Raw genomic sequence first — 12,241 nt, 5'->3', positions numbered from 1 at the left:
CAGCCGATCAGTGTGCCAGGAGCGGGGTCAGGGAGCCGTCAGAACGGGGGCCCGGGGTGTCAGGGAGGCATCAGCACTCCGTTCGCCGTCTTCCGGGGCGCCTTCCATGGGAGACGGACGCCTACCGGGGCAGTCGTACCCCGAGGAGCGAGCGAGGGATGGGTGAGGGCGCGGTGCGGGCGACAGATGAGGGTGCGGGCGGGAGTGCCGGACAGACACGAGTCGTGGTCGGGGTGAACGGGTCGCCGGGCGGCCTGGCGGCCCTGCACCGGGCCGCGTACGAAGCCCGGCGCGGCGGTACGGAGCTGGTGGCCGTGTTCGCCTGGGAGCCGCCCGGCGGTTCCCTCGCACACCGGCGCGCGCTCTGCCCGCTGCCGCTGGAGGATCTCCGGCGGGACGCGGGCCGACGGCTGCTCGCCACGCTCGAGGCGGCCTTCGGCACCGCGGGACCCGGGGTTCCCTACCGGGCCGTGATTGTGCAGGGAGCCGGCGGGCCCGCTCTGGTGGAGACCGCCGACCGGGAGGACGACCTCCTGGTGGTCGGGGCGGGAGGTCGCGGGCCGGTACTCCGGGCGCTGCTCCCCTCCGTCGCCCGTTACTGCCTCGCGCACGCCCGCTGTCCCGTGCTGGCCGTACCGCCCTCGCCCCTGGCGGCCCACCTCTCCGCGGTGCACCGCCGGATCGGCCTGCGCCTGCCCCTGGACGCGCGGGAACTGACGGAGGGCCGGTCCTGAATTCGGCTGAACATCGGCGGCGGTCACGCCATCGCCCACCGGCCGGCCGGCGAAGAGAGCGTGCACGTCTCCGACCTGGCCGCCCGGGTCCGCGCCGAACTCGAGGACGGCTGCGACCGCGCCCGACTCCCCTTCCCCCAGCCGATGTTGGGGCCGGGGCGGGCGATCGTTCGGCCCGGCGTGGTCGCGGTGTCCGACGGCATCGCCCGCGTCCTCGTACGCCGTGAGTCGCCGGCGGACATGAGCCGCCGGGACGTGGGGATCTGACGCCGGGGCCCCGCCCGGCCTATCGGGGTGAGCAGACGAGTCGCCGCCGATCGGGTCATGCGCGGAGCTCCGCACCGGCCCGCGGGACACCGGGCTTCTCGGTGAATCAGCAGGTCAGGGAGGTCCACCCGACCTCGGCCGGTGGCACGATCGGCCGATCAGCGGTACGTCGGCCGTGGGCCGGGCGGGTCTCCCAAGTGGTGGGCTTCCCGCTTCGGCTTGACGGTGGATCACGTCGGGCCGGGTTTTTGTCTGCTGACAAGAGGTCAGCTGCCTGGTCTCGACGGAAGGACTCCGAAATGCGATCTGCCCGCATGCTCCTCGCCGCCGCGACGGCCACCGCCGCTCTCGCGATCGCCGCCCCCGGTGCCTACGCCGTCTCGGCCGGCGACTGGGACCACGGCGACTCCTCCTCCTCCAGCAAGGAGCACGACTCCTCTTCCTCCAGCAAGGAGCATGACAAGGGCTCCTGGAAGGACAGCGAGCACGACAAGGGCTCCTGGCACCACGAGAAGCCGGAAGGCGGCGTGCACACCGGCGGCGGTGCGCTGACGGCCATCACGGCGGACGACTGGAACAAGGACGACAAGAAGTACGACCCGGAGACCTACAAGGAGAAGGACTCCTCGGGCTCCGAGAAGGGTTCGGGTTCGTGGGAGAAGGACTCCTCCGACTCCGAGAAGGGTTCGGGCTCGTGGGAGAAGGACTCCTCCGACTCCGAAAAGGGTTCGGGCTCGTGGGAGAAGGACTCTGAGCACGGCAAGCCCCACGGCGGCATGCACACCGGTGGCGGCGGTCTCGCCTCGTCGCCGGGTGTCACGGCCGGCGGAATCGCCATCCTGGGCGTCGCGGCCGCGGGCGTCTACGCGCTGCGCCGTAGAAGCGCCGAGGGCGGTGTGGCCTGACCATGCCTGACGACATAGCGGCCCGGGCCGCCACCCACGAACCCCGTGGCGGCCCGGCCGGCTCTCCTTCTCCGACACCTCAGCCGCTCCCACCCCTGCTCCTTCCCCGCCCCTGACCCCGCCCCTGACCGGGCCCCTGGCCCCCTCTCCGGCTCCGGTTGCCGGTCCATGGCCTTGCGCGCTTGCTCCCGCTGCTCCCCTTGCCGGCGTTCCTGCTGTTGCTGCTCTTGCTGCAGTACCTGCCCTTGCTGCTCTTGCTGCTCTTGCTGCTCAAGCTGTTTCGGCCTTGTCCGCTCTGCTGCCCTGACCCGATGAGGTGGTGCCCGATGGCAGCCCGGTTGTCCTCTCCTGCCGAGAGCCCGTTCACGTCGCCCGGCCGGAACTCCCGGCGTCGTGTGACGTGGATCGTGTGGTGCGCCGGCATCGCGGTCCTGCTGGCGATGAGCCTGTTCCGCGGCCATGACGAACCGTCCGGCCCCTCCCCCGCCTCCCGGGCCGCGGCGGCCCCCGCGCCCTCGTCCTCGCGGGCGCCCTCGGCCGTTCACGAGGACGGGAAGCATCTCCCGCGGGCCGAGCCGACCCGTCTGCTCATCCCGAAGATCTCGGTGGACGCGCCCTTCACCGACCTCGTCATCGACGACTCGGGCCGGCTCCAGCCCCCGCCCGCGAACGACACCAACCTGGTCGGCTGGTACGCCAAGGGTGTCTCCCCCGGTGAGCGGGGTGCGGCGATCATCGCCGGGCATGTCGACACGACGACCTCGGCCGCGGTGTTCGCCGGTCTCAGCGACCTGAAGAAGGGCGACAAGTTCAGCGTCCAGCGGTCCGACGGCCGGACGGCGTCCTTCGCCGTCGACAGCACGGAGACCTTCGCGAAGGACGCCTTCCCCGACGAGCGGGTGTACGCCGACACTCCCGACGCCCAGGTTCGCCTCATCACCTGCGCCGGCACCTACGACCGCTCCGTCAAGGACTACACCGACAACCTGGTGGTCTTCGCCCACCTCGTCTGACCGGCCGAGCGGACAGGACGGCGCCGGAAGTCGGCGATTCCGGAGGTCCTCCGGCTCGCCGACTCCCGCCGAGGGCAGGTCATTCCGTCAGCTCTTCGCCACGAGTTCCTCGAGTGCGATGTTGAGTTCGAGGACGTTGACCCGGGGTTCGCCGATGAAGCCGAGGGTACGGCCGTCGGTGTGCTCGTCGACCAGCTTCCGCACCTGGGCCACGGACAGTTGGTTCCTCTCCGCGACGCGGTGGACCTGGATGTCCGCGTAGTCGGGGGAGATGTCCGGGTCAAGGCCGGAGCCGGAGGACGTCACCGCGTCGGCGGGCACGTCCGACGCCTTGACCGTGTAGCCGTTCACCGAGTTGTCCGTGATGACGGCCTCCTTGGCAGCGGTCACCCAGTCGATCAGGTCCTTGTTGTCGCCCGAGCGGTTGGTGGCGCCGGACAGGATCAGCTTGTACCGGGTGTTGACGCTGTTGGCGCCGAGGCCGTTCTGCGGGCGGCCCTGGAACCATTTCAGGTCGGGCTCCGGGGTCTCCTGGCCCTTCTCCAGCGGCAGGTTGTAGGCCTGGCCGATGAGTGAGGAGCCGACGACCTTGCCGTCCGCCGTGATCTCCGAGCCGTTCGCCTTGTCGTTGAACAGGCCCTGGGCCACCCCGGTGACAGCCAGCGGATACAGCACCCCGCAGACGACGGTCAGGACGAGCAGGGCGCGCAGGCCTGCCCAGAGCAACCGGGCAGTGTTCATAACCGAGTTGTTCATGGTGATCAGCACGCTTTCGAGGAGTTACAGCCCGGGGACGAGGGAGATGAGCAGGTCGATGACCTTGATGCCGATGAAGGGCGCGACCAGGCCGCCGAGGCCGTAGATCCCGAGGTTGCGCCGCAGCAGCCGGTCGGCGCTGACCGGGCGGTAGCGCACACCGCGCAGGGCGAGCGGCACCAGCGCGATGATGATCAGCGCGTTGAAGACGACCGCGGAGAGGATCGCGGAGTCGGGCGAGGACAGGTGCATGACGTTGAGCTTGTCCAGGCCCGGGTAGACCGCCGCGAACAACGCCGGGATGATCGCGAAGTACTTGGCGACGTCGTTGGCGATGGAGAACGTCGTCAACGCGCCCCGGGTGATCAGTAGTTGCTTGCCGATCTCGACGATCTCGATGAGCTTGGTGGGGTTGGAGTCCAGGTCCACCATGTTCCCGGCCTCCTTGGCGGCCGAGGTGCCGGTGTTCATGGCGACACCCACGTCCGCCTGGGCGAGCGCGGGGGCGTCGTTGGTGCCGTCGCCAGTCATCGCGACGAGCTTGCCGCCCGCCTGTTCCCGCTTGATGAGCGCCATCTTGTCCTCGGGAGTCGCCTCCGCGAGGAAGTCGTCGACGCCCGCCTCCTCGGCGATCGCCTTGGCGGTCAGCGGATTGTCACCGGTGATCATGACGGTCCTGATGCCCATGCGGCGCAGCTCGTCGAACCGCTCGCGCATGCCGTCCTTGACGACGTCCTTGAGGTGGATGACGCCCAGTATCCGGGCCCCGCGCGCGTCCTCGACGGCCACCAGCAGCGGGGTGCCGCCCGCCGCGGCGATCCGCTCGGCCAAGGGGCCGGCGTCCTTCGAGACCGTGCCGCCCCGCTCCTTGACCCAGGCGATGACCGAACCGGCCGCGCCCTTGCGGATCTTCCGGCCGCCGACGTCCACGCCCGACATCCGGGTCTGGGCGGTGAAGGCGATCCACTCGGCGCCCGCCAGGTCGCCCTGGTGCCGCTCGCGCAGCCCGTACTTCTCCTTCGCCAGCACGACGATCGAGCGCCCCTCCGGCGTCTCGTCGGCCAGCGACGAGAGCTGGGCGGCGTCGGCGACCTCCGCCTCGGTCGTCCCCGTCACCGGGACGAACTCGGACGCCTGCCGGTTGCCCAACGTGATGGTGCCGGTCTTGTCCAGCAGCAGGGTGGAGACGTCACCCGCGGCCTCGACCGCACGGCCCGACATCGCGAGGACGTTGCGCTGCACGAGACGGTCCATGCCCGCGATGCCGATCGCGGAGAGCAGGGCGCCGATGGTGGTCGGGATCAGACAGACCAGCAGGGCCACCAGCACGACCATCGTGAGATGAGTGCCGGCATAGTCCGCGAACGGCGGCAGGGTGGCCACGGCGAGCAGGAAGACGATGGTCAGGGACGCGAGAAGGATGTTCAGCGCGATCTCGTTGGGCGTCTTCTGCCGGGCCGCGCCCTCGACCAGGGCGATCATCCGGTCGATGAAGGTCTCGCCGGGCTTCGTCGTGATCTTGACGACGACACGGTCGGAGAGGACCTTCGTGCCGCCGGTGACCGCCGAGCGGTCGCCGCCGGACTCCCGGATGACCGGGGCCGACTCACCGGTGATGGCCGACTCGTCGACGGACGCGACACCCTCGACCACGTCACCGTCGCCGGGAATGACGTCACCGGCCTCGCAGACGACCAGGTCACCGATCTTCAGCTCGGTGCCGGGCACCTGTTCCTCGGTGCGGCCGTCGGCGGAGAGACGTCGGGCCACCGTGTCGGTCTTGGCCTTGCGCAGGGTGTCCGCCTGCGCCTTGCCGCGCCCCTCGGCCACCGCCTCCGCCAGGTTGGCGAAGACGACGGTGAGCCACAGCCAGGCGCTGATCGCCCAGCCGAACCAGTCGCCCGGGTCCTTGAAGGAGAACACCGTCGTCAGCACCGAGCCGATGAGGACCACGAACATCACGGGCGACTTGACCATCACCCGCGGGTCCAGCTTGCGGAACGCGTCCGGCAGCGACCTGAGCAGCTGCCTGGGGTCGAACAGACCCGCGCCGACCTTTCCTTCGTCCTTGTGGCCGGTCGGCACATCACTGTGCGGCGCTCGGGTCGGGGCGGCTGTGGACATCGCGTCCTCTTGGTTCTCTGTACGAGTGGTCATGACGCCAGCCCCTCGGCCAGCGGGCCCAGCGCGAGGGCCGGGAAGTAGGTCAGACCGGTGATGATCAGGATCGCTCCGACCAACAGGCCGGTGAACAGCGGCTTTTCGGTGCGCAGCGTGCCCGCGGTCGCCGGGACCGGCTTCTGCTCGGCGAGCGAACCCGCCAGCGCCAGGACGAACACCATCGGCAGGAACCGGCCGAGCAGCATGGCCAGCCCGATCGTGCTGTTGAACCACTGCGTGTCGGCGTTCAGACCGGCGAAGGCCGAGCCGTTGTTGTTGGCGCCCGAGGTGTAGGCGTACAGGATCTCGGAGAAGCCGTGCGCGCCCGAGTTCGTCATCGAGTTGCCCGGGGTGGGCAGGGCCATCGCGGCGGCGGTGAAGACGAGCACCAGCGCCGGGGTGATCAGGATGTACAGGGCCGCGAACTTGATCTCGCGGGTGCCGATCTTCTTGCCGAGGTACTCCGGGGTCCGGCCGACCATCAGACCGGCGATGAACACCGCGATGATCGCCATGATCAGCATGCCGTAGAGACCGGAGCCGGTACCGCCGGGCGCGATCTCGCCGAGCTGCATGCCCAGCATCGTGATGCCGCCGCCCAGACCTGTGAAGGACGAGTGGAAGGAGTCCACCGCACCCGTCGAGGTCAGGGTGGTCGCCACCGCGAAGATCGACGAGCCGCCGACACCGAAGCGCGTCTCCTTGCCCTCCATCGCCCCGCCGGCGATGTCGAACGCCGGACCGTGGTGGGCGAACTCGGTCCACATCATCAAAGCCGTGAAGCCGATCCAGATCGTCACCATCGTCGCGAGAATCGCGTAGCCCTGGCGCAGCGAGCCGACCATCCGGCCGAACGTCCGGGTCAGCGCGAACGGGATGAGCAGGATCAGGAAGATCTCGAAGAGGTTCGTGAACGGGGTCGGGTTCTCGAACGGGTGGGCGCTGTTGGCGTTGAAGTAGCCGCCGCCGTTGGTGCCCAGCTCCTTGATGGCCTCCTGCGAGGCCACCGCCCCGCCGTTCCACTCCTGCGAACCGCCGAAGAACTGGCCCACCGCGTGGATGCCGGAGAAGTTCTGGATCGCGCCGCACGCCACCAGGACGACCGCGGCGATCACCGAGATCGGCAGCAGGATACGCACCACACCGCGCACCAGGTCGGACCAGAAGTTGCCGAGCTCGCCGGTGCGCGACCGTGCGAAGCCGCGGACGAGAGCCACGGCCACCGCGATGCCGACGGCCGCGGAGACGAAGTTCTGGACGGCCAGACCGGCGGTCTGCACGACGTGGCCCATGGCCTGCTCGCCGTAGTAGGACTGCCAGTTGGTGTTCGACACGAACGACGCGGCGGTGTTGAACGCCTGGTCCGGGTCGATCGCCGAGAAACCGAGCGACCCGGGCAGATGACCCTGGAGCCGCTGGAGCAGGTAGAGGAACAGGACGCTGACGGCGGAGAAGGCGAGGACACCGCGCAGATAGGCGGGCCAGCGCATCTCCGTGTCCGGGTCGGCGCCGATGCCCTTGTAGATCCACTTCTCGACGCGCAGGTGCTTGTCGGAGGAGTAGACCCGGGCCATGTAGTCGCCGAGGGGACGGTAGGCGAGTGCCAGTGCGGCCATGAGAGCGAGCAGCTGGAGCACGCCGGCGAGGACGGGGCTCATATCGGCGCTCAGAACCTCTCCGGGAAGACGAGGGCGAGGACGAGATAGCCCAGCAGGGCGACGGCCACGACCAGGCCGACGATGTTCTCGGCGGTCACAGCTTCGTCACCCCCTTGGCGACGAGGGCCACCAGCGCGAACACCGCGATCGTGGTGACGACGAAGGCCACGTCGGCCATCGTGAGCTCCTAGAAGAGGTGCGAATCGAACGGACGCTTAGAGGAGAACTCCTCTCCGGCCGGATTCGGCCACCGTTGACGCCTCCCATACGGGGCACGGCGCGCCTTTGACGCATCCCTGACGAGCCGCCGCGGAACCCTTGGCCGAAGGCCCGCGGAACCCCTGGTCGAAGGCTCGCGGACGGTGACGTGCCAAGGTGTCGGGACCGGACCGAGTGTCGGCGATCCCCTCACCCCCACCCCCGGGCTTACCCTCCGCCCGTGTTCAACGTGACGGGGATCCTGAAGCGGCTGGTGATCGGCCGGGCGATGCGCAGCGAGGAACTGCGCGAGACACTGCTGCCGAAACGGCTGGCTCTGCCGATCTTCGCCTCCGACCCTCTGTCGTCCGTGGCGTACGCGACGCAGGAGATCCTGCTCGTGCTCACCCTCGGCGGGCTGGCGTACCTGCACTTCACGCCCTGGATCGCGGGCGCGGTGGTGGCTCTGATGACGGTCGTCGTGCTGTCGTACCGGCAGGTGGTGCACGCCTATCCGAGCGGCGGCGGCTCCTTCGAGGTGGCCTCGACGAACCTGGGCCCCTCGGCGGGACTGGTCGTCGCCGCCTCACTCCTGGTCGACTACGTGATGACGGTCGCCGTCTCCGTCGCCTCCGGCGTCGACAACATCATCTCGGCCCTCCCCGGACTCGCCCACCAGCGCGTCCCGATGGCACTCGTCTTCGTCACCCTCCTCGCGGCCGTCAACCTGCGCGGCATGCGCGAGTCGGGGCGGGCCTTCGCCGCACCGACCTATCTGTTCATCGGCGGCGTGCTGATCATGGTGGTCACCGGACTGATCCGGTACGCCCTCGGGGACCCGCCGGTCGCCGAGAGCGCCGCCTACGGCATCACGCCGGACCCCGCCGACGCGCACCTGACGGGCCTGGCCCTGCTGATGCTGGTGCTGCGCGCGTTCTCCTCCGGCTGTACGGCGCTGACCGGCGTGGAGGCGATCTCCAACGGCGTGCCGGCGTTCCGCAAGCCCAAGTCGCGCAACGCGGCCACCACGCTGGCGGCCATGGGGGGTCTCGCGATCGCGATGTTCGTCGGCGTCACCACGCTGGCGCTGGTCTCGAAGGTGCACATCACGGACGACTCGTGCCGGCTGACGGGACTGGACGGTGACTGCGCCTCCTACATTCAGCGCACGGTCATCGCGCAGATCGCGGCGGCGGTGTTCGGCGGCGAACACAGCTTCGGCTTCTACTTCATCCAGGCCGTGACGGCCCTCGTCCTGATCCTCGCCGCGAACACCGCCTTCAACGGCTTCCCGCTGCTGTCCTCGATCCTCGCCCAACACCGCTATCTGCCACGCCAGTTGCACAACCGGGGCGACCGACTGGCCTTCTCCAACGGCATCCTGGCCCTCGCGATCGTCGCGGGCCTGCTGCTGTGGGGCTACCAGGCGAACGTGACCAGCCTCATCCACCTGTACATCCTCGGTGTGTTCACCTCCTTCACGCTCTCCCAGCTCGGCATGGTGCGGCACTGGAACCGTGAGCTGCGTGGCACGCCCGACGCGGCCACGCGGCGCCGTCACCACACGGCGCGCGTGATCAACGCGGTGGGCGCGGTCGTCACCGGACTCGTCCTCCTCGTCGTCCTGACCACCAAATTCACCGAGGGCGCCTGGCTGGCCGTCCTCGCGGCGGCCGTGCTGTGGTTGACGATGCGCGCGATCAGGCGCCACTACGACGCCACGGCGGCGGAGCTGGCGGTGACCGACCCCCGCGCCGAACTCGTACCGCCCAGCCGGGTGCTCGCGATCGTGCTCGTGTCCACCCTCCACAAGCCGACGCTGCGGGCGCTCGCCTACGCACACGCCATCCACGCCCACGGGCTGGAGGCGCTGACGGTCTCCGTCGACCCGGACGCGACGGCCGAACTGCGCAGGCGCTGGGAGGAGTACGGCATCGACGTACCGCTGAAGATCGTCGACTCCCCCTACCGCGAGATCACCAAGCCGGTCGTCGCGTACGTCCGCGCGGTACGCCGCGACAGCCCGCGCGACATCGTCGCCGTCTTCATCCCCGAGTACGTCGTCGGCCACTGGTGGGAGAACCTCCTCCACAACCAGTCCGCCCTGTGGCTCAAGAGCCGGCTGCTCTTCACCCCGGGCGTGATGGTGACGAGCGTGCCCTGGCAGCTCACCTCCTCGGCTCACCGCGACCGGCCGGCGGCCAGGGCCCCGGGTTCCGTCCGCCGGGGAGAGCCACAGGCCCCTCCGCAGGCGAGGCGCCGCTAGCCGAGGGCGGTCCCCCCTTGGCGCCCCCGTGATGCGCGACCAGCCGGTCTTAACGCAAGCTTGACGCGTAGGGCCCCTGGACGCGTGGGCCCGTGGATCACTCTCTGCATACGCTGATGGCGCCGTCTCCTCGATGGCCGGAACCGATCGAAGAGACGTACGTCAGGAGAGTCACCGATGGCCAGCACCGAGCCCGCCCCGCCGAGTCGTTTGCGGGCGTGGATGCTGGAAGGCCTGTCCGACATGGGCAAGGGCAAGGGCCGCCAGCTGCCGCGGCCGGCCACCGAGCCCGCGCCCGTGCACAAGGGGCAGCGCTGGTGGCGGGTCATGTGCCTGACCGGCGTCGACTACTTCTCCACTCTCGGCTACCAGCCCGGCATCGCCGCCCTCGCGGCCGGACTGCTGTCCCCCATCGCGACCATCGTGCTCGTCATCGTCACTCTGGCGGGGGCGCTGCCCGTCTACCGCCGGGTCGCGGAGGAGAGCCCGCACGGCGAGGGCTCCATCGCGATGCTGGAACGCCTGCTCTCCTTCTGGAAGGGCAAGCTGTTCGTCCTCACCCTGCTCGGCTTCGCCGCCACCGACTTCCTGATCACCATCACCCTCTCGGCGGCCGACGCCTCCACCCACCTGGTAGAGAACCCCCATCTGAACAGCGCGCTGCACGACAAGCAGATGGTGATCACCCTGTTCCTGGTGGCCCTGCTGGGCGCGGTCTTCCTCAAGGGCTTCCTGGAGGCGATCGGCGTCGCGGTGGTCCTGGTGGCCATCTACCTCGGGCTCAACGTCGTGGTCGCGGCGTCCGGAGTCTGGCAGGTGATCACCCACGAGTACGTCGTCACCGACTGGACCACCGCCCTGACCGCCGAACACGGGAACGTCTTCGCGATGATCGGGGTGTCCCTCCTGGTCTTCCCCAAGCTCGCGCTCGGCCTGTCCGGCTTCGAGACCGGCGTGGCGGTCATGCCGCACGTGGAGGGCGACCCCGGCGACACCGAACAGAAGCCGGCCGGCCGTATCCGCGGCGCGAAGAAACTGCTCACGACGTCCGCCGTGATCATGAGCGTCTTCCTGATCGTGACGAGCTTCATCACCACCGTGCTGATCCCGGAGAAGGAGTTCGAGCCGGGCGGCCAGGCCAACGGCCGCGCACTCGCCTACCTGGCGCACGAGTACCTCGGCAACGCCTTCGGCACCGTCTACGACGTCTCCACGATCGCCATCCTGTGGTTCGCCGGCGCCTCCGCCATGGCCGGACTGCTCAACCTCATGCCGCGCTATCTCCCGCGCTACGGCATGGCCCCGCACTGGGCACGCGCCGTCCGCCCCATGGTGATCGTCTTCACCCTGGTCGCGTTCCTGGTGACCTGGATCTTCGACGCCGACGTCGACGCGCAGGGCGGCGCGTACGCCACCGGTGTCCTCGTCCTGATCAGCTCCGCCGCCATCGCCGTCACCATCGCCGCCCGCAAGGCCCGCCAGAAACACTGGACCACCGCCTTCGCCGTCATCTCGGCGGTCTTCCTCTACACGACCGTCGTGAACGTCATCGAACGCCCCGACGGTGTGAAGATCGGCGCCTGCTTCATCGCCGGCATCATGCTCGTCTCCTTCCTCTCCCGGCTCGCCCGCGCGTTCGAACTGCGCGTGACCAGCATGACCATGGACAACATGGCCGAGCGGTTCGTACGGGACATCGCGAGCCGGCGGATCCGCTTCATCGCCAACGAGCCCGACAAGCGCGACATCACCGAGTACCGCGAGAAGATCGAGCAGATCCGCGCCGACCACGACCTCCCGCCCCAGGAGGACTTCGTCTTCCTGGAGGTCACCGTCGGCGACCCCTCCGAGTTCGAGTCCGTCATGAACGTACGCGGCGAAGTGCTGCACGGCCGCTACCGCGTCATCACCCTGGAATCCGCCTCCATCCCCAACGCCCTCGCCGCCCTGCTGCTCTACGTCCGCGACACCACGGGCGGCATCCCGCACATCTACTTCGAGTGGACCGAGGGCAGCCCCTTCACCAACTTCCTGCGCTTCTTCCTCTTCGGCCAGGGCGAGGTCGCCCCGGTCACCCGGGAGGTCCTGCGCGAAGCCGAGCCCGACCGCGCACGACGGCCACGGGTACACGTCGGCTGACTCCGCTCGCGCGGTCAGGCCCGGCCGGCCCCGCCCCCGGCCGGCCCTGTGCGGCGGCCGGCCCTGTGCGGCGGCCGACACTCCGGGAGCGGGTGAGAGGCCGGTAATAAAGCCGGCCGCGGACCGCTCACCAGGTCGCGCGCCT

At 69.6% G+C, this 12,241-nt stretch carries 10 protein-coding genes; 6 read left to right on the top strand and 4 right to left on the bottom strand.

Features of this window, described 5'->3' with window-relative positions; translation table 11 throughout:
* Positions 1–158: 158 nt before the first annotated feature.
* From OG788_RS25970 to OG788_RS25955, 4 genes are all read left to right on the top strand, one after another.
* On the top strand, positions 159–734 hold the full coding sequence (locus OG788_RS25970) for a universal stress protein (protein WP_406373781.1): 576 nt from the start codon (positions 159–161) through the stop codon (positions 732–734).
* Positions 735–794: 60 nt separating this feature from the next.
* Positions 795–1,001, top strand: a complete 207-nt coding sequence (locus tag OG788_RS25965; RefSeq protein ID WP_406373779.1) for a hypothetical protein — start codon at positions 795–797, stop codon at positions 999–1,001.
* A gap of 299 nt (positions 1,002–1,300) precedes the next feature.
* Positions 1,301–1,906, top strand: a complete 606-nt coding sequence (locus OG788_RS25960; RefSeq protein WP_406373777.1) for a hypothetical protein — start codon at positions 1,301–1,303, stop codon at positions 1,904–1,906.
* A 326-nt stretch (positions 1,907–2,232) separates the two neighbouring features.
* The gene (locus OG788_RS25955; RefSeq protein WP_406373775.1) at positions 2,233–2,919 is read left to right on the top strand and encodes a class F sortase; all 687 of its coding nucleotides are present in this window, start codon (positions 2,233–2,235) and stop codon (positions 2,917–2,919) included.
* Between the two features lie 87 nt (positions 2,920–3,006).
* Here the strand turns inward: OG788_RS25955 and OG788_RS25950 are convergent, their stop codons facing one another.
* The 4 genes from OG788_RS25950 to kdpF are packed head-to-tail and all read right to left on the bottom strand — an operon-like array spanning position 3,007 to position 7,591.
* Positions 3,007–3,675: a potassium-transporting ATPase subunit C gene (locus OG788_RS25950; RefSeq protein ID WP_406373773.1), complete on the bottom strand. Its 669-nt coding sequence runs from the start codon at positions 3,673–3,675 to the stop codon at positions 3,007–3,009.
* Between the two features lie 24 nt (positions 3,676–3,699).
* Positions 3,700–5,832 carry a potassium-transporting ATPase subunit KdpB gene (gene kdpB, locus OG788_RS25945; protein WP_406373771.1) on the bottom strand — a complete coding sequence of 711 codons (2,133 nt, stop codon included), beginning with the start codon at positions 5,830–5,832 and terminating at the stop codon, positions 3,700–3,702.
* A complete protein-coding gene (gene kdpA, locus OG788_RS25940; protein WP_406373769.1) occupies positions 5,829–7,493 on the bottom strand; it encodes a potassium-transporting ATPase subunit KdpA in 1,665 nt (554 codons plus the stop codon). Before kdpA ends, kdpB begins: the two co-directional genes overlap by 4 nt.
* Before the next feature lie 8 nt (positions 7,494–7,501).
* Positions 7,502–7,591 carry a K(+)-transporting ATPase subunit F gene (kdpF, locus tag OG788_RS25935; RefSeq protein WP_033264828.1) on the bottom strand — a complete coding sequence of 30 codons (90 nt, stop codon included), beginning with the start codon at positions 7,589–7,591 and terminating at the stop codon, positions 7,502–7,504.
* Between the two features lie 389 nt (positions 7,592–7,980).
* On the opposite strand from kdpF, the gene OG788_RS25930 reads away from it, so the two are divergent.
* Positions 7,981–9,957 (top strand): APC family permease, encoded by a 1,977-nt coding sequence (locus OG788_RS25930; RefSeq protein ID WP_406376844.1) that lies wholly within the window; start codon positions 7,981–7,983, stop codon positions 9,955–9,957.
* Between the two features lie 177 nt (positions 9,958–10,134).
* Positions 10,135–12,096, top strand: a complete 1,962-nt coding sequence (locus OG788_RS25925) for an amino acid transporter (protein ID WP_406373767.1) — start codon at positions 10,135–10,137, stop codon at positions 12,094–12,096.
* The last annotated feature ends 145 nt before the right edge of the window (positions 12,097–12,241 follow it).

The sequence above is a fragment of the Streptomyces sp. NBC_00647 genome, assembly GCF_045207245.1.
GTDB lineage: Bacteria > Actinomycetota > Actinomycetes > Streptomycetales > Streptomycetaceae > Streptomyces.
The sequence above is the reverse complement of the archived record's forward strand: the minus strand, read 5'-3'. Positions and strand labels throughout refer to the sequence as shown.